Origin of the sequence: uncultured Marinobacter sp. (assembly GCF_947259545.1) — a bacterium.
Lineage (GTDB): Bacteria > Pseudomonadota > Gammaproteobacteria > Pseudomonadales > Oleiphilaceae > Marinobacter.
In genome coordinates, this window is sequence record NZ_CAMYMK010000007.1 from 638,129 (window position 1) to 660,046 (window position 21,918).

Genomic DNA, 21,918 nt, shown 5'->3' on the forward strand with positions numbered 1-21,918 from the left:
GTCGTAAGATCCAGTGTATTCACGCGGCAGGCGGCCAGACGAAGTCGGGCCGCAGCCCCTCATAAACGGGACGACCATCATCCGGACGGGACTCGCCCTTGGACTCGTCAAAAAACGCATGGTAAGTCGCGGGCAGGCTCTCTGGATCGTACCCCATAAGGTTCGGAACAATCGCGCGGATCCGTCTTTGCTTGTCGTCCAGCATGATGGGGGTGCCGCACGTAGCGCAGGTGCACAGCTCGAGCGGTCCATCCGGATTCTGATCGTTGAACGGTTGTCGGTTCAGGCCGTCCAGATTGTCCACTGTCAGGTCACGGTGGTTGAAGAAGACGACATGGGTCGTCTCTTGCCCGGTGACACGTTTACAGACGGAACAATGGCAGATGTGGTTGTCTATCGGATCATTGCTTGAATGGGTGTGGATATGATCACAACCCCCGGCATATTTCTGTGACATGGCTCGTTCCCCTCTGGTTGAGGTTATACGCCGTGGATCCCAGGAAAGGGATCCTGAGATTTAAAGTATGGAACCTTGTAGCCTGTGCCACAAGGTCCATGAAAATGAGAGACTGGTCCCTATCCGTTTTTAATCAGTGAGTGATTGATGAAGAAGATTGACGCGATGAACGTGCCTGACAGTGACGTGACATGCGCTACATGCGAAGCAAACTGTTGCCGCCTGGAGGTCATGTTGATTACGGATACGGGGGTGCCTGAAAAGTACGTCGAGTTGGACAAGTGGGGTGGAATGACCATGGCCCGCCTGGACGACGGATGGTGTGCCGCTTTAGATCGCTCCACAATGCTTTGCAGTATTTATGATCACCGCCCACTGATCTGCCGTGAATTTGAAATGGGCGGCTACGACTGCCTCGCTGAACGAGCCTCGCTGCCAGGTTAGGTGTGCGGTTTGCTGTCCGCAAACACACTTCGCCCCAACCACTGCCAGAGCTCCTGGCAATCCCGTCCGCTGCCCCGGACCAGAAGGCGGCGCGCCTCCTGCTCCGTCTTCGGATCACTGTCACCCGTCCAGATCTCGGTCAGGCTGGCGACGCTGGCCTCTACGATCAGGGTCAGCTCGTGGCCCGGATCTTCGCGGCACAAGTCTATCTCTCCGTCGGTAACAACAAGCCACCAGTGCCGCTCTCGCTGCCCGGCATCGTTCAGAAAAAAGTGGATGACAACCCGGCGGTCGGTGGGAAACTGGTCGATCCTCGCGAAGCGGCGGATATCCCACATCAGGAAGCCGGCGTCCAGTTGGTTTTCCTGTAACCGGCTACCAATCCATCTCGCGCCCCAGTGACCAATGGCCAGGATGATCGGGCGCAACTCCTCCCCGGCCGGTGTGAGCCGGTATTCCGGATTACCATCTCCCTCGACGCGCTCGAGCACACCCACCGCTTCAAGTTTTTTCAGGCGCTGGGCCAGAAGCGTCGCCGACATTCGCGGCAAGCCCCGTCGAATCTCATTGAAGTGGGTGCTGCCGCACAGTAGCTCCCGTACCACCAGGGGGGTCCATCGTTCTCCGAGTATTTCCGAACCTCGGGCGACGGTGCAGAACTGTCCATAGTTGGTCATAGATGTCGACTCCATGGGAGGCATTCGCGCCCCGAACTTTCATCCTAGCCCTTTACGGTTGCTGGCGCTCCATTTTCTGGACTATCGCCTTTTGCCGGTAAGGCGGATAGTGGTATCAGGCTCAGCTGTCGATGGAATGCGAGGTTACTCCGTAGCCGAGGCGAAAGTGTTACTGCAACGAATACCGCTGATAAGGACAGGATCATGACCAGGATAGCGATTGTTCAGGAACCCCCGGTTTTTCTGGACCGGGAAAAAACCATAGAAAAGGCGGTGCAACTGGTTCGTGACGCCGCCCACAAGGGAGCCGAGCTGGTGGTTTTCTCGGAAGCCTTCATCCCGGGCTATCCCACCTGGATCTGGCGACTGAAACCGGGCGGCGACTGGGGTTTGTCGGAGCAGCTGCATGGCCGCCTGCTGGACAACTCGGTGCAGCTGGGATCGGACCAGCTGCGCCCTCTCCTGGATGTCGCAAAGGAGATGCGCGTGACCATTGTCTGTGGCATAGAAGAGCGCGACGGGGATACCAGCCGGACCACGCTTTATAATTCGGTGTTAACCATCAGCCTGGACGGCACGGTGCAGAACTGCCATCGAAAGCTCATGCCCACGAACCCGGAACGGATGGTTTGGGGATTCGGCGATGCCAGCGGGCTGAAAGTCGTCGACACCCCTGTTGGCCGGGTCGGTTCTCTGGTGTGCTGGGAAAATTACATGCCGCTGGCGCGCTATGCGATGTTCGCACAGGGCATCGACATTTATATCGCACCGACCTACGACAGCGGAGACCGCTGGATTCGGACCCTGCAACACATCGCTCGGGAGGGCGGTTGCTGGGTTCTGGGTGCGGGCAACGTGTTGCGTGGCGGGGATTTACCGGATGACTTCCCGGACTTCGACCGCCTGTATCCGGACAAGGAGGAGTGGATCAACTCCGGTGACTCGGTGGTCATCTCCCCCGACGGGGAGATAGCGGCCGGCCCCTTGCGGAAGGAAACCGGCTTACTGCTGGCCGATATCGACGTAGGTGCTGTGAATGCCGCAAGGCGCAGCCTGGATATCGTGGGCCACTATGCCCGACCGGACATCTTTTCACTGCAGGTAAACATCCAGCAGCAAAGGCCGGTCACCTTCAACGAATAGACCCTGCGGTGGTCACCTATTAACCGAATGCCAGCCGATACTCCCCGGGTGTCATCTTTGTTATCCGCTTGAAGCTGCGGCGCAGACTGGTGTCATCGGCGAAGCCCATTTCTTCACTGATGCGGTATATCGACTTGCTGGTGCTGATCAATTGCTCGCTTATCTGATTGAGTTTTATCAACCGCATGAGCTGGGCACTGTTATAGCCGGTCATACTGACGACTTTTCTGCTGAGCGTGCGCGGGGTGATGTGCAGGTGCTCCGCGAGGGCTGTTGTCTTCAGCCGGGTGTAAGGCGTTTGCTCAACCCAGTGAAATACTTCCCGTATAAAGGGGTTTTGCTGGATCAGTTCGGGTAACTCCTGAAAGGGTGTGTTGCGCTCAATGGGGCGTGGCAAAACCATGTATTGTTGGATGTCATTGGCAACCTGTTTGCCGCACTGCTGTTCGATCAGGGATAACGCGATAGGCAGGTGGCCGTTAACGCCAGCGGCCGTTGCATTACCTTGATCCATAACGAAGGTGCGATTGAGCTGCCATTGCACCTTGGGAAACTGCTCGCGCATGGTCTCCAGAAGCCACCATGTGGTGGTCGCGGTTTGGTGGTTGAGTCGGCCGGCACTGGCGGCCAAATAAACGCCCGTGCAGTAGCTCAGTATGGCCGTCTTCTTACCCTGCTTTTTATCTGAGGTCTCTCCAAATGCTTTGAGGGCTTGAACCAGGCTTTCGTCGTTCGGGTTATGGATACTCGACTGGTCACGCCAGGCCCCCGGTATCAGTAAGGCATCTACATCAGCGCGTTCCAGCATGCTGGCAGGCAACTCCACGCCATTGGCACAGTTCACAGGCTTGCCTTGGTGACTCAACCAACACCATTCGAATACTGATGTCCCCATGCGCAAGTTCGCTGCGAGCAGCAGATCTGAAAAGGCAAACAAACCGGAGGGGATACAGTCAGGGTAGAGCAGCAAGCCGATCTTCATGGGCTAAAAATGCCTGTTTTATGTCATTTACAGACATGCTAGCAACACGATGGGAGACCTACAATGGCGCTCGTACTCTACAGGAGAAGACCATGAAGATTACTCAATTGCGCAATGCCACCGTCATTATTGAGGCAAGCAACAGGGTTATTCTGCTTGACCCCATGTTAGCGCCCAGGGGCTCGATTCCCGCGTTGAAGTATCTCACCCGAAGCCGTCGAAGAAATCCGTTGGTGGAGCTGCCACAGGAAACGGGCGCATTGCTGGAACGTGTGACGCACTGCCTGATTACCCATTGCCAGAAAGGTCATTTCGATCACCTGGACAGAGCCGCCGTGAAGTGGTTGCGCGAACACCAGGTGCCCACTATCTGTATGCAGGGCGACGCTGATTACCTGGCCCGGAAAGGGTTGAACGTGTCGGCCCTGAAAGCTAAAAGCGAGGAGCAGGCGTTTCTGAGGGGTACTATTGTGCCCATTCCGTGTGTTCACGGTCAGGGCCTTGTCGGTCGCATGATGGCCCACGGCCATGGCTTTTTCATTCAGCTTCCGGGAGAGCCGTCACTGTATATCGCAGGTGATACTGTCCTGACCGAGGACGTCAAGAACTGCCTGACGCAACGCCAGCCGGATGTCGCGGTATTACCTGCTGGTGGAGCCCGGTTTGATCTGGGTGGTGAAATCATTATGGGTGAAGATGACGTTATTGCTGCCAGTCATCTCAGCTCAGGGGTCGTTGTCGCCAACCACCTGGAAGCTCTGGACCATTGCCCTGTTAGCCGTAAAGAACTGGCCAGCCTCTGTCAGCGCGAGAATCTTGAGGGTAAATTGCTGATTCCCGCGGATGGGCAAACACTGACGTTTGCAGTGGCTGGCCGGGGGTGTGTAGACGGCATTCACCAGCCCAGCCCCGACGTTGTTGAAAGCACACCAACACGGGAGGATCATGGAGTGTAAGCGTTTGACCCTTTACGAAAGAAGGAGGGACACCATGGCCTTCGCACTGTCCTCCATGACGGTAACCTGCCCTGACTTCGGTCCGGATGGCCAGCTCCACAACCGGCATACAGGAGAAGGCGCCGACCTCTCGCCCGCCTTGTCCTGGAGCGGCGAGCCCAGGGGAACCCAATCCTTTGCGGTGATCTGTCACGACCCCGACGCTCCGCAGGTGAAAAACGGCTCCTACGGCTTTGTGCACTGGGTACTGTACAACCTGCCGACCTCGACACCCCATCTGGATGAGGGCTCCGACAAGGGCACCCACGGCACCAACGATTTCGGAACCAGCGGCTATGGCGGCCCTATGCCTCCCAGGGGCCATGGCCGGCATCACTATTATTTCTGGGTATTGGCCCTGGACCAGCAACTGGACCTGCCCGCCGGCCTCACCCTGGGCGAGCTGCTCGAGAAGGTGGAGCCTCATCTGATGGGCATGAACCGGCTGGTGGGGGTCTATGAGCGCGGCTGATCTACCAGATACTGATCCAGGACCTCGAAGAAATGATTCAGTTTTAGTGGTTTGGTCAGATAGTCGTCGAAACCAGCGGCCTTTCCGCGGTGGATGTCCTCCGGCAAGGCATAAGCGCTCATGGCAATAATGGGTATGCCTGCCAGTTCCGGTTTCGCCTTCAGTATCTCCAACACCTGAAAGCCGTCCATACCGGGCATGCTAAGGTCGAGCAGGATAACCGCGGGCTTGAGTGTGGAAGCCAGCTCAATGCCTTTTTCCGGAGTATCGGCAGGCACCATACGGGCCTTGCCGTGCCGGCGGACAAATTGCTCCACCAGCTTGAGATTGACGGGGTTGTCCTCGATGTACAACACAATGTCCGATCGCGGCTCTCGTGCACTGGTGTCAGCCGCAGGCTTCTCCACCAGGGTTTCTGGTGCCGGTCCCATTGGCTGGCACTCCGGCAGCTCTATCCAGAAGGTGCTGCCTACGCCTACCTCGCTGCTTATCCCCAGCGTCCCGTCCATGGCTTCGACAATCTGCCGGGTAATGCTCAGCCCGATGCCTGTGCCTTCGATGCTGTTTTCCTCTCGCTGGAGGCGATTGAAGGGTGTGGCCAATCCGGATAAATCCTCTGGTTCAATGCCCGGCCCTGTATCGGTAACAGAGAGTCGCACCCGATGGTCGCCGTCGTCTTGAACCCGCTCAACATCCACGATGACCTCGCCTCCCGAGCGGTTGTACTTGATGGCATTGGAGACCAGGTTCAACAGCACCTGTTTCAGGCGAGTACGGTCGGCTTTCACACTCAGGCATTCGGTGGCGTTAAGGCGGCACTTTATTTCACGTTCATCGGCCAGCGGCCGGACCAGGCTCAGCACGTCTTCAATGGACGTGGTGACCTGAACCGGCTCCAGTGACACGTCTATCTGCCCAGCCTCCACTCGCGCCAGGTCCAGAACCTCGTTGATCAGTTCAAGCAAATGATGACCGGCTTTGATGATTTCATCGACACTGCTCACGTCATTTTCGGGCAGAGCAGGATCGGCTTTCATTATCTGGCTGAATCCAAGAATGGCGTTCATCGGGGTGCGCAACTCATGGCTCATGTTGGACAAAAAGCGGGATTTTGCGCGACTCGCCTGCTCAGCCAGATCCCGAGTCTGGTTCAGCTCTTTGTATAGCTTGTCCCGCTGAACCGCCCGGAACAGGCTCCAATAAATGTACTTCTCCCCCGGCCCCTCCATTACGGCATTCGCCACCACAGGGATGTGCGCGTCATCGGAGCTGAGCACCTCTAGCAGAATCTCTTCGACTTTCCCTTCATGTTTGAGCATCGGCAGAATAAAACTGTCGAGAATGATGCAGGATGCGGGCGTCAGCAAAGAAGCGAGGGAGTGTCCCAGCAGGGAGCCGCGGTAGAAACCCAGCCGCTTATAAAAATACCGGTTCGCAAATACGATTGTGCGCTCACCGGGCGTACCCGGGCCCGTGGTCACCATGCAACCACAGGGGAACTTTTCAGGGCCGGGGTCGGAAAATTCCTGCATTCAGTGCCTCCGGTCATCGCAGAAGCGCTCGATACGGTCCGCTACGTCGGCAGGGTGAGTCATGTGGAGGCAGTGGCCTTCCCCCTTGATCAACGAAAACTTACTGCCGGGCATCCGCTCATGCATATAATGACCGATCCTTTGATCGGCCAGAGCGTCAGTTTCGCTCTGCAGGATCAGCGTGGGGTGCCTGGCGTCGGGAAGGATGTGGCGATAATCCGAAAAGAACGTGGCCCGGGCGAAAACCCTGGCAGCCCTGATATCGGTTGAGCAGAAGGTTTTGGCCATATCATCAATCATATCCTGCGGTGCCTCGCGTCCCATGACCAGCGGGGCCAGGAAGCTGGCCCACCCCAGATAATTTCGCTCCATCAAGTCGAGGAGTTCCTGGAGATCCTCCCGTTCAAAGCCGCCCAGATAGTCGGGGGATATGTTCAGAAAACAGGGAGAGGGACAGATCATCACCAACCGCTCAAAGAGGGCCGGATTTGCCTGGCAGGCAAGAAGACCGATCATGCTGCTTACCGAGTGGCCCACGAGAATCACGTCCTGAAGCTCAAGCGCCTCACAAATCTCCGTGACGTCCCTCGCATAGCCTTCCAGTGCAGCATAGCGATGCGGATCAAACGCCGATATGTCCGAGCCGCCTGAGCCGACATAATCAAAAAGCACCAGCGTGTAGCACTCCGGCAATCGCGGCACCAGATACCTCCACATGGTCTGATCGCAACCAAACCCATTGGCAAGCATCATGGTGCGAGCACCATCCCCAATCAGGTGGACGTTGTTCCTGCGGACAACTTTCTGGCGGTTCATCAGCCACTCCTTGTGCCGATGGCTCAAGTCGGGCACCTATGAATTAAGCATAGCCCCAAGGAAACGGGGCGTCCAAGGCGGAAATGGGGATTCAGTTAAGTAGGTTGACAGAGGGGGAGCCTCCCCTCACCGATCAAGCCGCGTTACCTTAACCTCACCCCGCAGCCGATCGACCATTTCCTTATCGAATAACTCGGTACCCGGCTTCATCACGGTTGCAGCACTGCAGGCAATGCCTTCCCGCAAAACATCTTCGGGCGATGCACCCTGTGCCAATAACGCCGCCATACCGGCCAACATCGAATCACCGGCCCCGACCGATGAGGCGACGGGAACCCGGAGCGCCTCGCCCTTCAGGACACTGGACGATGTCACCAGCAATGCGCCCTCCGCGCCCAGGGAGACACACACCCAGGTCACGCCCAGTTCATGCAAACGGCGGGCTTCACGAACGATATCCTGATGCTCATTCAAAGACTGCCCGACCAGGTTTTCCAGTTCGAAACGGTTAGGCTTGATCAGGAAAGGTTGTGCATCAATTGCATTTCGGAGCAGCTCATCATGGGAGTCGACCATAGCACGCCCGCCAGCCGCCCTTACCCGTCGCACCGCTTCTGCGTACAAATCTGTCGGTAAACTTTGCTGCAACGAGCCGGTGATGATTCCCAGCCCATCGCCACAATGGATCACGAACCGGTCGAGTAGTTGTTCCCATTGCGTCGTCGATACCGTGGGACCGACACCACTGACCTCAAACTGGGCTCCCGTGACGCTCTCGAGAATGGTGCCATTGATCCGGGTCTCGCCATCCACCGTCAGGTAACTGACCTGATCCAGCTGCGCATCGAGCTGATGGCGCAGGAAGCGACCGATTTCACCGGCGATAACGCAAAAGGTACAGGCTTGCACACCTAGCCGTTTGAGACCCCGGCCGACGTTGATCCCGTTACCGCCAGGATCGTAGCGCGATTTCAGAGCACGGACCTTCTGATCAGCAATCAGTTGGGGGATTTCATAAGTGATATCCACCGCCGGATTCAGGCTCAGAACGGCCACGGGCAGTTTGCCAAAAGCATCGACCATCAAGTGCTCCTGAGTGATTTCAGGCGCGCCTCCACTTCAAGCACATGGCGGGTGGTATTGAGGATCGCGTCGGGATTGAGGCTCATGGAATCGATACCCAATTCCACCAGGTATTCGGCCATTTCCGGGTAGTCGGATGGAGCCTGGCCACACAGTCCGGAATGGATCCCGTTACGGCGGCAGCCTTCCACTGCCAATCGGATCATCTCCTTGACCCCGTCATCGCGCTCGTCGTAGTCAAAGGCGACGATGTCGCTGTCCCGGTCCACGCCGAGGGTGAGCTGGGTAAGGTCATTGGAACCGATCGAAAAGCCATCAAAACGAAGGGCAAACTGGTCGATGAGAATCACATTATTGGGAATCTCGCACATGGCATAGATCTGCAGGCCATTTTCCCCGCGCTTAAGTCCGAACTCCGCCATTTTTGCCAGCACTCTATCCGCTTCCGCTATCCGGCGTACGAAGGGCACCATCAGGATGACATTGGTCAGCCCCATCTCATCACGCACGCGTTTCATGGCGCGGCATTCCAGCCGGAAACCTTCTTCATAGGCTGGGTGGGCATAGCGTGACGCTCCGCGGAAGCCAATCATCGGGTTGGCTTCCTCCGGCTCGAACGGCGCCCCACCCAACAGGCTTGCGTATTCATTGGACTTGAAGTCGGAAAGCCGCACGACCACGGGTTTGGGCCAGAAGGCCGCGGCAATGGTTCCGATCCCCTCTGCAAGCCGCTGAACGAAGAAGGTTTCTCCATCCGGGGCGCCGAGGGTGAGTTTTTCAATGGCTTCACTAACGCGGGCGTCGGTGATCCGGTCTGGGTACAGCAGGGCCAGTGGATGCGCCTTGATGTATTCCGTAATAATGAATTCCATGCGCGCCAGGCCAACCCCGTCGTTGGGCAGGAAGGACGTCTTGAAGGCCAGTTCAGGATTGCCAAGATTGATCATTATCTCTGTGTCCGGGCGCTCGATATCGCCAACGTCGGTAAGGTCCCGGTGAAACGGGACTTCCCCCCGGTAGACATGACCGTTATCGCCTTCGGCGCAGGAGACGGTGACGGTCTCACCGTCCGGAATGGCAGTAGTTGCACTACCGGTGCCAACCACGGCGGGAATGCCCAGCTCCCGGGCGATGATGGCGGCATGGCAGGTGCGCCCTCCCCGGTTGGTGATGATGGCAGCGGCAGTTTTCATTACCGGTTCCCAGTCGGGTGCGGTGTTATCGGCGACCAGTACTTCACCCGGGATGAAGTCGTCCAGATAGGCGGCAGAAGTGATGACCCGGCTGCGACCGGCGGCGATCCGTTCGCCCACGGCATGACCGGTCACGATAACCTCGCCCTTGCCATCCAGGATGTCTGTTTCCAGCACGTTCACCTGACGCTGGGAGGTAACCGTTTCGGGGCGCGCCTGGACGATATACAACTTGCCATCAAGACCGTCTTTCGCCCATTCAATATCCATGGGCCGTTGATAATGCTGCTCGATGCTAAGGGCATAATCTGCCAGCTTCAGGACGTCGGTGTCGTCAAGGCAATAGCGCTCACGCTCCGCCTTTGGGGTGGGGGTATTACGCGTTGTTTGGCGCGTTTCGCCTTCCAGATAGACCATTTTCAGCGCCTTTTCCCCAAGACGCCGGCGCAGCACGGTTCTGTGACCTTTCGCAAAGGTCGGCTTGTGGACATAGAACTCGTCAGGCTCCACCGAACCCTGGACAATATTTTCCCCTAAACCATAAGCCCCCGTTATAAACACAACATCCCGGAAGCCCGATTCCGTATCCAGCGTAAACATGACACCGGCGGAGGCAAGGTCGGACCGGACCATCTTCATGACGCCAATGGACAGTGACACCTTGAAATGGTCAAAACCCTGGTTCATCCGGTAATGGATGGCGCGATCCGTAAACAGGCTGGCAAAGTCCCGGCGACAGGCATCAAGCAGGCTCTCATCCCCCCGGATGTTGAGATAGGTGTCCTGCTGTCCGGCAAAACTGGCGGTGGGTAAGTCTTCTGCAGTGGCGGAGCTGCGCACGGCGAGACTCAGATCCTCCCCATACTCGTCCTGCAGAAGCCGGTAGGCGGAAATAATTTCGGCAGCGAGATCCCGGGGCAATCCGGCACCGTAAACAATCTCCCGTGCTCGCTTACCTCTTTTGGCAAGGTCGACCATGTTGGTGGGATCCAGGTCGTCCAGCGCCTCATGCAGTTTCTCCCAGGCGCCGGCTTCGTCCAACATGTATCGGTAAGCCGCGGCGGTGGTCGCAAAACCGTTCGGCACAGACACACCCTGCCCCGACAACGTACGGTACATTTCACCAAGCGAGGCATTTTTGCCGCCTACAAGCGGCACATCATTGTTATCGAGTTCGTTGAAAAACCGGATGTACTTGAAACCGTCCATGTTATTCTCCCTGGCTCACGCAGCCAATTGATCACCTTTCATCCAATATAGCCTGCTACCGCAGCAATTATTCCGGCTAAGTCCAACAGACTTGACGTGCATCAGGAAACCGGGGCAGATCCGTTTTTTGGGCGAGCTGCTTGAGGAGTTGGGGTGAGCGCCTATCAGCGCGGCTGATGCTGCAGCGCCTTTCGCAGGTCGAGAAGCGAGTCGTACATCATGCCCTGGATATCCAGTAGCGCCTTCACGGGATTGCCGGCTATCCGGCGACGGGCATCGATGACGAACTGAAGTCCACGCAGCCGGCGTTGGTTGCACCTCGGGCAGCAGCGAATACAGTCGTCAATCAATTTCCCGCGCAAGTTCTCAAAGCCTTCCGGGTCACGCTGGTGCAGCTCCCTGAGCTCATCGAACGGGGGCACATCCATACCTTTCCTCCTTTGCCGGATTCAAGCAGTCAGTGCGGCACCTTTCTATACTATAGGCCGCTCTGGAGCAGTAGGAAACCTCTCCAGGCGGCATTAACCGGCGTGACAGCAAGGACAGCCAGCTCCGGTAACTCAAAAAGTACGGTACCTGCGCGGAATATAAGGTGTGGGTACTAGGGCACTGGGTTCATGTCCGGTCAGAGCACCAACGAGGTTGCAAGGAACAGCATTAGCCCCATACCGATAATGTCGGTAAAGGTCGTCAGAAAGATACTGCTGGCGGTAGCCGGGTCGGCGCCGAAGCGTTTGAGCATCAATGGCACCGCTACCCCGAAGATACCGCTGCCCATGCAGGCGCCGATCATGGCAATGAAGATGACGAGGCCGAGCATGGCCGGGTTGGCGGAATCGATGGACAGGGCGTACGCGAACATGGCGATTCCGGCAATGACGCCTACGGCAGCACCATTGAGTGCGCCCAGCAGAATTTCCTTGCGCAGCAATCGCCTGATTGGATAGTCATTGATTTGCCCCAGGGTGATCCCCCGCAGAGTAATCGCCAGCGCCTGACAGCCGGTGTTGCCACTTTGCCCGGCGAGGACGGGCAGGAAGGCCGCCAAAGCAACAATCTGAGCGATGGTGTTCTCGAACATGCCAACCACGAAGGCAGCGGCGAAAGCGGTGATCAGATTCACCTGCAGCCAGGGGTGGCGCATGCGGAAAGCCAACAGTACCGGCGTGTTGATTTGCTCTTCCTTCGCCACACCGTATTGGGACCCGGCCTGGGCACTGAGTTCCGAGGCAATGCGTTCGTACAGTTTCCAACCACGCACCTCGCCCATCACGTGCCGCTGCTCGTCCACCACCGGGTACATGCGGTAGTGCCGGTAAAGCACCTCGCTCACCGCTTCTTTCACCGGCGTGTCTTCCTGAAAAGCAAAGGGCTCAAGCACCATGATGGAGGACAAGGCATCAGAGGGCTTGGCAAGAATCAGGTCCCGCATGCCCACTACACCCACCAGGCGATCACTTTCAGTCACGAAAATGTAACTGATTTCGGAAACGTCGGCGCTTTTTACCATGAAGGTCAGCGCCTCTGCGACGGTATTGCTGGCCGGTAATGTTGCTGTTACCGGCGTCATCAGTTCGCCAACGGTTTCTTCCATGCCGGATAGCACCGCGCGGGTGGCTGCATCGTCCGGTGCGGCCATGTTGGCCAGGTGAGAGGCGATCATCTGGGCCTGTTCCGCAGGCAATCGCGAAAGAATGAACTGAACATCGTCTGAAGGCGACTGAATCAGCTCTTCAGCGGCATCGAGCGCATTGAGTTCCCGGATACGCTCAATCCGCTCGATCAGTTCCATATTCTGAGTCATTTCGCGCTCCGGCATCAGTGCTTGTTATCTGACTATAGCAACACTGAATCAACAACACAGAATGGCCTGCCGGTCCGAGAGCGTTCTTATCAAGCACGTCTCAGCGCGGATGCCGCAGCTTGTCCAGGCGTCGAATCATCGCCCGCACAAACTCGCTCCGGGCCCTGCGCTGATCCCGCCTTACCTGCTCAAGATTAACGCCTCCCATCCTGTTCCGATATCTGCGCGGGATGCTATTCCCTGGCAAACGGTCTGCTACCTCATCGTTTTCGCGAAGCGCTACCGGATGGCTGCCGTGAAAGTACGTCATCTCTTGTGAAATCAACATGTCTCTGTCCTCCCGGCGCCGTAACGGGTAGCGGGGCGCCCTGGTTATCTTGTGAGTTCGGGTACATGCTAATATTGTTCTAAACTGCAAACTATTCCCTAAATGTGAGAACAGACTTTGCAAAAACGAACAGACAAAAAGTCCGAGAAATCCTCTGCTGCTAGCCAGAAAACACGGAGCAATCTGGCGTGGAATGACTTTGAGCTGGTGCTCGCCATTGCGACTACGGGCTCCCTGTCTGGCGCGTCACGGGCATTGGGCGTCAGCCACGCCACGGTGTTCCGGCGGCTGGGTGATGTTGAACAGCGCCTGGGGGTGATTCTGTTTGAGAGAAGCCGGACCGGTTACCGGCCGACGCTGGCAGGGGAAGAGCTGGCAGACACCGCCAGGGTTATGGACGAGGCTGCCCTGGCCGCCGAGCGTAAAGTGGCCGGCCGTGATCTGGAGCCCAGTGGTGAGATCTGGACCACCACAACGGACTCGCTGCTGATGGGGGTGCTGGCGCCACTGTTCACGCAGTTCCGGCATAAATACCCCGGCATTGTGCTGGACGTGGCCGTCTCCAACCAGCTGTTCAACCTCACACGCCGGGAGGCCGACGTCGCCATCCGCCCGTCCAACCGCCCTCCTGAAAACCTGATTGGCCGGCCGCTGACCACTATTGGCCAGGCCGTCTATGGGCACAAAGACCTTGGCCTGACTCCGGGCACACCCATTGAGGCCCTCGCCAGCCACCCCTGGATTGGCGCCGGGCCACGGCTGCAAGACTCATCCGTCGACCATTGGATGGACAGTAACGCGTTGAAGCAAGCCTGTGTTTACCGTGTGGATACCCTGGTCAGTATCCTCAGCGCCATTCGTTCCCGCATGGGGCTGGCCGTCATTCCCTGTTATCTCGCTGACGAAGATCCCGATATTATCCAGCTCACGGACCCCATCCCCGAGCTGGAATACGGCCTGTGGTTCCTGATGCACCCGGATCTGCGGGGTGTGGTGAGGATTCATGCGCTGATGGACTTTCTGACGGACGCCATCCGGGCGCAGAAGGAGCGCCTGGCCGGGCGGCGTTTAGGCTAGGTTATGTCACTGATATCTGAATTTACTCGGCACAGTCACGGCGGTTTTCTTCAGCAAAGTCCATGACGCTATCAGCTGTCAGCTTGAACGTTGGCGACAGCTCCATTCCCGCACTCTTCAAGGCCTTGGCGGCCCATTTGTTACTGGTATTGAGCAAGTGGTAACGGCCCTCGCCATCATAGAACTGGCTGTCGCCATAGATACCGCGTTTGAGTTCACTCAGGTTCCCGCTCTCATCCTGGGTAAAGCTGTTGGCCAAATATCGTGTTAGAGAATCGCTTTCTTCAGCGGTGAGGCAAGTATCGACAACGTCGCTCCAGGGGAAGTACTCAACGGGAGACACTGGCAGAGCGACAACGTGGACTACGGCGCCCTGTGACCATATGATGGCCTGCAGAGTCACCGCTGTCGTAATCTCCCGGGCCTGGTAATACCCCGCATCGCCCCACCCCAGTTCGTAATACTCAGCGCCTGCAAACCGCTCCTTCAGATCCGGAATCACCGGGTTGAGTTCTTCAGCGGCGATTGCGAGCCCCACATGCCAACCGTGGCTCACGACATACAGTTTGCTCGCACGGGAATTATCAGCCTCGACCTCCGGCTGAACGACATGGGGTTTTCCGGAGCATCCATAAATGGCAAATAACACGAAAAGTAGGCCAATGGTTTTCATCCTGATGCCCTATTGAGCGAGACTGCAGTAACCTACAATACTGCTTAACCCAACCCATTCGCCACTGCTTCCAGATCGCTCCAGAGGAACAAGCGCTGCGTGAACTGTTCGGAGAATCCTTCCGGGATTATGAGCATCGGGTTCGCCGCTGGCTCTGAGGAACGGAGGGCCTCCGAAGCTTTCCGATGCGTCGGAAGTTAGCTCTGTGACTTTCACATGAAGCCCGGATCTAGAACCCATTTTTCGGGACAGGGAATGGCCGGGTTCCGCAGCGAAAGAAATACGGGAGCTCATCGATTGCCGTAAGAATGAACTTTGTCTGGGGGCCGTGCACCGTCTCACTGGTTTCTGGATGTCGCCAGCAACCCGATGGGAAATAGACGTCACGCCCTTCTGTACCCGGAGACACCACAGGCGCCACGAGCACGTCTGATCCCAGCATGAACTGCTGGTCCTGACGGCCGGCCTCCGGGTCATCGGGGAATTCAAGCCATAGTGGGCGAGTGATCGGTATGCCTGTCTTTAAGGCTTCCTGCCATAACCGATAAATCAGCGGTTGCGCAGCGATGTGTCGCTGCATTGCTGTGCGATACTGCTCCACAATCTCAGGATCGTCGAAACGCCAGGGCATTGGGGTGCCATTCACGGGGCCACCGTGTTGACGGAATACCGGCATCAGTGATGCGTGATTGGCCCAGCGAATCAGCAATTCGGAATTGATGGAGCCCAACGTATCAATGTAACCGCCGATTTCGGTCACGAAACCATAGGCCCCGCCCACACTGCGATTGAGCATGTCAGGAATGACGGAACCGATGCCTGAAGCACGGCTCCAGTCGGCGGTATTGTCACCGGGCCAACTTGCCGACTCATAGTGCGCTGATCCTCGACGACCCGAATTGCCGAAACGGACAAAAAACCAGGGTTCCCTGGACGGGTTCTCGGCGACAAACTCATCAAAGGCTTCTCGGGTTGCCTGATGAAAAAGCGCGGCATTTCGATTGTGCATGGCAATACCTGAACTGCCATCATGAAACACCATATCGACCTGCACCTGTTCACCAAAGTCCTGCATAAAACCTTCACTGCCCTCTGCCAGCCCTTTCTTGATGCGGGTCTTCCACCACTCGAACGCTTCCGGGTTGGTGAAATCGATCAGCGCGGCAACGCCGCCCATCAGCGGTGAACCGAAGGTGTATGGCAGTCCCAGTGCATTTTGCGCGACATAACCTCGCGAGACAGCTTCTGAATAGACTTCTGGCTCTTCCAGTTCGTCCTCTGTCTGACCAACGAAAGCCCTGTAGTAGGTCACGGGTTTTATGTCCTGCTCGCGAAGTCGTTGAATAATATCGTCGAAAGCACCCGTCTCCTTGGTACCCACCCATCCCTCAAAGGCAAATGCGGTGATCGGCAGCTCCAGTTGGTCAATCTGATCCAGGGACTCCATGACTTTGGCGGTGTAATTTTCCGGCGTATCCGTAAATTCCTGAATGGTTTCGGAGAGCATCGGACCCAGCGACCAACGAGGCGGCACCCGATGTCGACCATTAATTCCGGACAACTGGCTGACGGCGTGTTTCGCATCCCCGGGGACCACAAGAAAATCCAGTTCGCCACCCGCGACTTCCACGCGCCACGCATCATCCCGGTCAGAGGCCATACGCCAGTGAGAGAGTTCATCGCGATCCAGTAAAAAGCCATAGCCCTGATCTGAAATGAAAAGCGACTGGATGTAATAAGCACCCTGGGGGCCGGTCGGGAACTGGTAGGCGTCACCAAAGTTATTGCCAATCAATGGCTCAAGCTGTTCCGGCGTTTGCGAGAACTCCTCAGCCCAATTCAGAAACGCCTCGTTGCGCTGATCAATTTTGTTTCGTCGCCCGCCAAAGCCTCTGAACGCCTCATCCGGAGCAGCATCAAAGCTGGCCGATACCAAAGGCACTTCCTGCAAGATACGATCAATTCTGACTGAGACTTTAAAACTGCTGTTCTCGTCCGCTGACACCGTCACTCGTGCAGTGCGCCCGCTCGGGTCAGACGTTCCCACTCGCAATGACAATTGGTTATCGGCAACAGTCACCTCCTCGATATCGGTTAACCGATATTCGATTCCGGTGGAGGTTGAGGCCAGCATGTTTCCAACCCAGAATGTGGCCGGAAACTGGAGGTTGACGGGGGCACCAACCATAAAAGTAAACGGTGCGTACAAGGCGGGCGCTTGTGGCATAACCTGAGACCATCCCCCCAAAAGACGGGTTGGTAAAGGTACTCGCGACAGCCAAGGCGCCAGGGGTTCCTGGCTCATACTGCTCAACACTTTCTTGCCGGCCTCATCATAAAAATGCATGGCCAATGGTTCCCGCTCAATGTCCACCCGGCCGTAGTTTGTTCGTATGGTCATCACCTCATCATCGGCATTGATGCGAACATTCGTCGGCTGAACTGTCGGGGGCGTCTGGTTCGCAGCCGAGGGTGGCTGGAGTGATGCGGGCGGCGGGTAGTTCGGCTCTGCGCTCGGTGGTGAAGACGTCTCGTTATTTTCACCCCCACATCCAGACAGAAGCCCAAAGATAAAAATAAAAAGGAGAGGGACACATGCTTTCATGACGATTTTAACCTTTGTTTTTTTAGTTGTTAAAAGCTAATAAAAGGAGAACCGGGGCAGAACTATTTTTCCCGGCTTATTGATGAAACCACTTCCCTCGCCGCACGGATGCCAGACTGAAGCGCACCATCCAGGTAGCCCATCCATTCGGTAGCCGTTTCCGTGCCTGCCCAGTGAATCCTCCCGCAGGGTTCGCGGATGATGTCTCCGAACGAGGTCATCACCCCCGGAGGCATATGGGCCACATAGCAACCCTGGCTCCAGCGCTCTTTCATCCAATCCTGCTCCACATAGGCAAGCGGGTTTGCAGCGTCCGAACCAAAATAATGCACCAGATCCCTGATCACCTGTTGCCGGCGAGTGGGTTCATCTTCAGCGCTCATCGCGATGGCGTGATCCCCATCGATAAAACCCACCAGCACACCCAGACTTTCGTCCTCGGGAGTCTGGTCAAAAACCACATTGAAATGCCGGTCATTACTGACAACCGCTCCGTTGAGCCCTCTCTCGCGCCAGAAAGGGCGCTGATAGGCTACGTGAATCTTGATAACAGAGCCCATGGGCATGCGTTCGTGCAAAGCATTCCGTTTCGCAGGCAACGGCGGGTTGTATACCACCTTCGACGCCATAACCGGTGGTACTGCCATGATCAGGCGGCTGGCCTGATACTCCTGATCCGCTGTGAATACCTTTACGCACTCAGTGGTCTGTTCCACAGCAATCACGGGCGAGTTCAGTTCTATGCAATTACCCAGTTGATCAGCCATGCGTTTGGGGATTTGCCATGCCCCACCCCGGAATTTTGACTGCTGGGCTCCACCTTCTGTGCCGATAAGCGTTTCAAGTCCATGCCCCTGCCGCAGGTACTCCAGGAAGTACAGGTAAGAGACATGGTGTGATTCGGCACACAGCACAGCGCGGGATATGATACGGGCAAATTCCCGGGCGTCTGCCGTACGCACATGCTGCAGAATCCAGCTTTCCAGGGTGTGAGCATCCCATTCGCCGGATCTCACTGCAGCCCAGGGTTCCCCTGTTACCGGCAGGCTTTTGATTTCCTTTTTCCAGCGGCGCTCAAGCAGTCCAAGTTCCAGTAGCGAGACCAGTGGCAGCGGGGGGATGTCCGATTTGTAGCTGCTGACTTTGCCATTGAATGACAGCAGGCTGGCTCCGCGTGTGTACTGAGGATAGGTTTTTACCTCCAGTTCCCGGGCCTGTGCCTGCAGTAATTTCTGTTGCGGGCCCACCCACTGGCCACCGAGGTCGATGGGTTGCCCGCAGATTTCGCCAGGCATGGAACGGCCGCCCACCCGATCCCGGGCTTCAAGCACAACCACTTTTTTGCCCGCTTGCTGTAACTCCAGGGCAGCCTTGAGACCAGCCAGACCAGCCCCGACAATAATGACATCCTGCTTGTTACCGGTCGGATTCATCGTGGATTGGACCTGTTTTTTTTCACTCCAGCGACTGCCGAAGGCGGTTAGAAGCCCTCAGCAACAGGGCTTCTTCCGCGCTGATGGCCGTCATGCCCTGGGTCTTTTTCAACAAGGCGAGAGCCTCTTTCTCCTCATCGACTTTCAGCTTTGCCCGTGCGTATTCGTAGTACACGCCCGGATAATCCGGAGATAGCCGCATGGCCTTGTTAAACAGATCTTCCATTGACGACTCTTTTGCGCCGTAGGTCAACCGGGCAATCAGGCCTCCGGCTTTTTCGATAATACCGGACTGCACCCCACCGAATAATGTGACGGCATAGATATTATCGGGATCGTCTTCCAAAAGTTCTTCCAATGTATCGATAACTTCTGAGGTGTACCCGGTTCCCATGGCCTCAGAGGCGGACAGGTTCTCAAGTATGCGTGCCTTGCCGTAGGCGTTGCCGAACCGGATCATCGGGTGGTCAGGCGCCATGGGCATGATGTCCTCGGTCAGGGTGATGACCTCTTTGAGTAGCTGCCGGCGCGTGTCCTCATCGGTTTCGATCAGCGTTGCGTGGAGGGCCTGAGCGTAAAGCCCCGGAAAGTAGCCGGCCGGCCCCAGGGCCAGGCCCAGGTCCCGCGCTTCCCGGAACTCGCCGTTAAACAGCAGCGCCCAGGCGCGGCGTAACTCTCGGGCGTAGGCATCGAAGGAATTACTCAGCTCGCCTTCCGAGAGGGGCGCCAGATCCGGGTGGGAACGGGCGATCGTCTGTAGATGGTTCTGGGTGAAATCGTACATTTCGGGCCAGCGTTCAGCGTCTGCCCGCAGGCTCTCAGCCGTTGGCAGGGGGCCACGAAATCCGTCGGTCAGTTCCTGCCAGTGTTCAGCAAGATCCTGTTCTGTGTAGCTGAAAGACTGGAGGTCTTGCGGGTAGGATTGCCAGGCTTGTTCAGCGAATATCTGGGGGCTCGCGATAACAAGGATAACCAGTGAAAGGGCTTTTTTGAGCATCATTTTTACTCCATGGTTTAGGCAATTCCACCATAGGAGAGAATGCCGCCCATTGGCCCAGATTCCGGTGCCCTTTGCATAAACGTCAATTTTGATCTTGGAGAACAGGTATGGTTATCTTCCAAATGGCAACGAACCCAACGAGATTCCCATGCACCTACCCTTCTGGCTGACCACCGCCCTACTCTTCCCGATTCTCCTGTATCAGGGCAAACGCGCCCGGAGGAATACGCCGCGGCTGCCAGAGGCCCAGGGTTGCCCCTCCGGCCAGTATGGTGAGGGTGCGCCTGATTTGCGTTTTCTGGTCCTTGGTGAGTCCACGGCGGCAGGCGTGGGCGTGTCCCGCCATGAGCAGGGCCTTGCGAGCCAGCTGGCTCTGCAATTGCACGAACGCACGGGCCGTGCCATTGCCTGGCACACCTTTGGCATCAACGGTATTCGTATGGCACAGCTCAATCGGAAATTGGCCAGTATGGATTTGCCTGAAGCCGATGTGGTTCTGCTGAGCATGGGCGTCAACGACACCACCGGCTTCACGCCCCGGTATCAGTTTCGGCTCCAGCTGCTGGCGCTTCGCGACATCCTTGCCCCACGTTACCCGGGGCCGGTTTACCTGCTGAGTTTGCCGCCCATGCACCTGTTCACGGCGTTGCCCGCCCCGCTGCGGCAAATCATGGGGTGGCGAGCCCGGCAGTTGAATCGGGTGTACGAGCGACTCGCCAAACAGGCACCGGAAGATTTCCGGTACCGGAGTTACCCGGCACTCACCGATGTTTCGCTACTTGCCAGCGATGGCTATCATCCAAGCGACAGGGGCTACCGGGCCATTGCGGAGGTTCTGGCCGTAGAAAGCTGGCTTACGAATTGTCAGCGTGCCGAATGCTGCTATCCATCTAAAAACTGACTTTGTTGTCCTGCATCAATTCGACGACCTCCGACACTTTCTATAATCCCCTCAGTACTAGGTCGAAGTCCCGCTATATGACGCTGTTATAACGGAGAAGGCAATGCACGTACTTGTTACCGGTGGCGCCGGCTTTATTGGCTCTCACATTGCTGAATATCACCTGGCCCGGGGCGATAAGGTACATGTGGTGGATAACCTCAGCACCGGTTCCCGGGCAAACGTTGAGGACTTCCTGAAGAGTCCACGCTTTCATTTCGATGAAGCCGATATCGTCACGTGGGAGGGATTGGACAAAGCCGTTGCCTGGGCCGATCGTGTCTATCATATGGCCGCGGTTGTGGGCGTTTACCGGGTGTTGAGTGAACCGGTAGGCACCATGGCGACCAATATTGCCGGTACTGAACGTGTGTTGCGAGCAGTACACCATGGAGGCTGGTCACCCAGAGTGGTTCTGGCTTCCAGTTCTGAGGTTTATGGTCCCCACAGCGAACCACTTCTGAGCGAAGAGGATTCCCTGATCATCCAGTCCGGCGCCCCGCTGCGCTGGAACTACGCCATCAGCAAGCTCGCGGACGAAGGTTTTGGCCTGGCGTACGCCCGGGAGCACAACATTCCGGTCATCATTGCCCGTTTTTTCAATACGGTCGGTCCTCGACAAACGGGGCGTTACGGCATGGTGGTGCCCCGCTTCGTGCAGAGTGCGGTGGCAAATGAAGCGATTACCGTGTTCGGAGATGGCCAACAGTCCCGGTCCTTTTGCGACGTACGCGATACGGTCGCCATTCTCGATCGGCTGGCCTCCATGCCGGATATGCCAAACGGTGAAATCGTCAACGTGGGTAGCGACCATGAGATCAGCATTAATGAACTGGCCCGCCAGGTGATCGACTGCGCGGGGAGCCAGTCCGCTATCCAACACATCCCCTACAAGGAAGCCTACGGAGCGGAGTTTGAGGATATTCGCCACCGCCGCCCGTCGCTGGATAAATTACGCCGGTTGACCGGCTTCGAGCGCGCCTGGGATCTGGAGTCCACCCTCAAGGACCTGATCCGAAGGGCCCGTAATCAGAAGGCTGAGGGAGACCAATAAG

21 protein-coding genes are annotated in these 21,918 nt (G+C 56.9%); 7 read left to right on the forward strand and 14 right to left on the reverse strand.

Annotated elements, in window-relative coordinates; all coding sequences use genetic code 11:
- Positions 1–19 precede the first annotated feature (19 nt).
- The gene (locus Q0Y21_RS10690) at positions 20–457 is read right to left on the reverse strand and encodes a GFA family protein (protein ID WP_297794873.1); all 438 of its coding nucleotides are present in this window, start codon (positions 455–457) and stop codon (positions 20–22) included.
- A 147-nt stretch (positions 458–604) separates the two neighbouring features.
- On the opposite strand from Q0Y21_RS10690, the gene Q0Y21_RS10695 reads away from it, so the two are divergent.
- Positions 605–901 carry a YkgJ family cysteine cluster protein gene (locus Q0Y21_RS10695; RefSeq protein WP_297794876.1) on the forward strand — a complete coding sequence of 99 codons (297 nt, stop codon included), beginning with the start codon at positions 605–607 and terminating at the stop codon, positions 899–901.
- On the opposite strand, the gene Q0Y21_RS10700 is transcribed toward Q0Y21_RS10695, so the two are convergent.
- Positions 898–1,578, reverse strand: coding sequence for a helix-turn-helix domain-containing protein (locus Q0Y21_RS10700; RefSeq protein ID WP_297794880.1), 681 nt, complete (start codon positions 1,576–1,578; stop codon positions 898–900). The two genes, Q0Y21_RS10695 and Q0Y21_RS10700, sit on opposite strands and share 4 nt — an antisense overlap.
- 204 nt (positions 1,579–1,782) lie before the next feature.
- Here Q0Y21_RS10700 and Q0Y21_RS10705 point away from each other — a divergent pair, with 204 nt between their 5' ends.
- A complete protein-coding gene (locus tag Q0Y21_RS10705; RefSeq protein ID WP_297794882.1) occupies positions 1,783–2,721 on the forward strand; it encodes a carbon-nitrogen hydrolase family protein in 939 nt (312 codons plus the stop codon).
- A gap of 19 nt (positions 2,722–2,740) precedes the next feature.
- On the opposite strand, the gene Q0Y21_RS10710 is transcribed toward Q0Y21_RS10705, so the two are convergent.
- Positions 2,741–3,703 (reverse strand): helix-turn-helix domain-containing protein, encoded by a 963-nt coding sequence (locus tag Q0Y21_RS10710; RefSeq protein ID WP_297794885.1) that lies wholly within the window; start codon positions 3,701–3,703, stop codon positions 2,741–2,743.
- A gap of 92 nt (positions 3,704–3,795) precedes the next feature.
- On the opposite strand from Q0Y21_RS10710, the gene Q0Y21_RS10715 reads away from it, so the two are divergent.
- Both Q0Y21_RS10715 and Q0Y21_RS10720 read left to right on the forward strand, forming a co-directional pair.
- Positions 3,796–4,659 (forward strand): MBL fold metallo-hydrolase, encoded by an 864-nt coding sequence (locus tag Q0Y21_RS10715; protein WP_297794887.1) that lies wholly within the window; start codon positions 3,796–3,798, stop codon positions 4,657–4,659.
- Between the two features lie 34 nt (positions 4,660–4,693).
- On the forward strand, positions 4,694–5,170 hold the full coding sequence (locus Q0Y21_RS10720) for a YbhB/YbcL family Raf kinase inhibitor-like protein (protein ID WP_297794891.1): 477 nt from the start codon (positions 4,694–4,696) through the stop codon (positions 5,168–5,170).
- Here Q0Y21_RS10720 and Q0Y21_RS10725 read toward each other — a convergent pair.
- The 7 genes from Q0Y21_RS10725 to Q0Y21_RS10755 all read right to left on the reverse strand — a co-directional run bounded on the left by Q0Y21_RS10725 (position 5,155) and on the right by Q0Y21_RS10755 (position 13,135).
- On the reverse strand, positions 5,155–6,702 hold the full coding sequence (locus tag Q0Y21_RS10725) for a PAS domain-containing hybrid sensor histidine kinase/response regulator (protein WP_297794894.1): 1,548 nt from the start codon (positions 6,700–6,702) through the stop codon (positions 5,155–5,157). The two genes, Q0Y21_RS10720 and Q0Y21_RS10725, sit on opposite strands and share 16 nt — an antisense overlap.
- The gene (locus Q0Y21_RS10730; RefSeq protein WP_297794897.1) at positions 6,703–7,518 is read right to left on the reverse strand and encodes an alpha/beta hydrolase; all 816 of its coding nucleotides are present in this window, start codon (positions 7,516–7,518) and stop codon (positions 6,703–6,705) included.
- Between the two features lie 126 nt (positions 7,519–7,644).
- A complete protein-coding gene (locus Q0Y21_RS10735; RefSeq protein ID WP_297794900.1) occupies positions 7,645–8,601 on the reverse strand; it encodes a 1-phosphofructokinase family hexose kinase in 957 nt (318 codons plus the stop codon).
- Positions 8,601–11,003, reverse strand: coding sequence for a phosphoenolpyruvate synthase (gene ppsA, locus Q0Y21_RS10740; protein ID WP_297794903.1), 2,403 nt, complete (start codon positions 11,001–11,003; stop codon positions 8,601–8,603). The genes Q0Y21_RS10735 and ppsA overlap by 1 nt, the downstream gene beginning before the upstream one ends.
- Positions 11,004–11,167: 164 nt before the next feature.
- Positions 11,168–11,431 (reverse strand): DUF3135 domain-containing protein, encoded by a 264-nt coding sequence (locus Q0Y21_RS10745; RefSeq protein ID WP_297794906.1) that lies wholly within the window; start codon positions 11,429–11,431, stop codon positions 11,168–11,170.
- 197 nt (positions 11,432–11,628) lie between these two features.
- A complete protein-coding gene (locus tag Q0Y21_RS10750) occupies positions 11,629–12,807 on the reverse strand; it encodes a magnesium transporter (protein WP_297794909.1) in 1,179 nt (392 codons plus the stop codon).
- Between the two features lie 100 nt (positions 12,808–12,907).
- Positions 12,908–13,135 carry a hypothetical protein gene (locus tag Q0Y21_RS10755; RefSeq protein ID WP_297794911.1) on the reverse strand — a complete coding sequence of 76 codons (228 nt, stop codon included), beginning with the start codon at positions 13,133–13,135 and terminating at the stop codon, positions 12,908–12,910.
- Positions 13,136–13,252: 117 nt separating this feature from the next.
- Between Q0Y21_RS10755 and Q0Y21_RS10760 the strand changes: the two genes are divergently transcribed.
- Complete coding sequence (locus tag Q0Y21_RS10760; protein ID WP_297794913.1) at positions 13,253–14,212, forward strand: LysR family transcriptional regulator; 960 nt, start codon at positions 13,253–13,255, stop codon at positions 14,210–14,212.
- 22 nt (positions 14,213–14,234) lie between these two features.
- Here the strand turns inward: Q0Y21_RS10760 and Q0Y21_RS10765 are convergent, their stop codons facing one another.
- The 4 genes from Q0Y21_RS10765 to Q0Y21_RS10780 form a co-directional block, all read right to left on the reverse strand.
- On the reverse strand, positions 14,235–14,885 hold the full coding sequence (locus Q0Y21_RS10765; RefSeq protein ID WP_297794916.1) for a TIGR02117 family protein: 651 nt from the start codon (positions 14,883–14,885) through the stop codon (positions 14,235–14,237).
- Positions 14,886–15,114: 229 nt separating this feature from the next.
- Complete coding sequence (locus Q0Y21_RS10770; protein WP_297794919.1) at positions 15,115–17,286, reverse strand: TIM-barrel domain-containing protein; 2,172 nt, start codon at positions 17,284–17,286, stop codon at positions 15,115–15,117.
- A gap of 266 nt (positions 17,287–17,552) precedes the next feature.
- Positions 17,553–18,923: a flavin monoamine oxidase family protein gene (locus tag Q0Y21_RS10775; RefSeq protein WP_366517677.1), complete on the reverse strand. Its 1,371-nt coding sequence runs from the start codon at positions 18,921–18,923 to the stop codon at positions 17,553–17,555.
- A 22-nt stretch (positions 18,924–18,945) separates the two neighbouring features.
- The gene (locus Q0Y21_RS10780) at positions 18,946–19,923 is read right to left on the reverse strand and encodes a hypothetical protein (protein WP_297794921.1); all 978 of its coding nucleotides are present in this window, start codon (positions 19,921–19,923) and stop codon (positions 18,946–18,948) included.
- 148 nt (positions 19,924–20,071) lie between these two features.
- On the opposite strand from Q0Y21_RS10780, the gene Q0Y21_RS10785 reads away from it, so the two are divergent.
- Both Q0Y21_RS10785 and Q0Y21_RS10790 read left to right on the forward strand, forming a co-directional pair.
- Positions 20,072–20,824 carry an SGNH/GDSL hydrolase family protein gene (locus Q0Y21_RS10785; RefSeq protein ID WP_297794924.1) on the forward strand — a complete coding sequence of 251 codons (753 nt, stop codon included), beginning with the start codon at positions 20,072–20,074 and terminating at the stop codon, positions 20,822–20,824.
- Positions 20,825–20,927: 103 nt separating this feature from the next.
- The gene (locus tag Q0Y21_RS10790) at positions 20,928–21,917 is read left to right on the forward strand and encodes an NAD-dependent epimerase/dehydratase family protein (protein WP_297794927.1); all 990 of its coding nucleotides are present in this window, start codon (positions 20,928–20,930) and stop codon (positions 21,915–21,917) included.
- Position 21,918 lies beyond the last annotated feature (1 nt).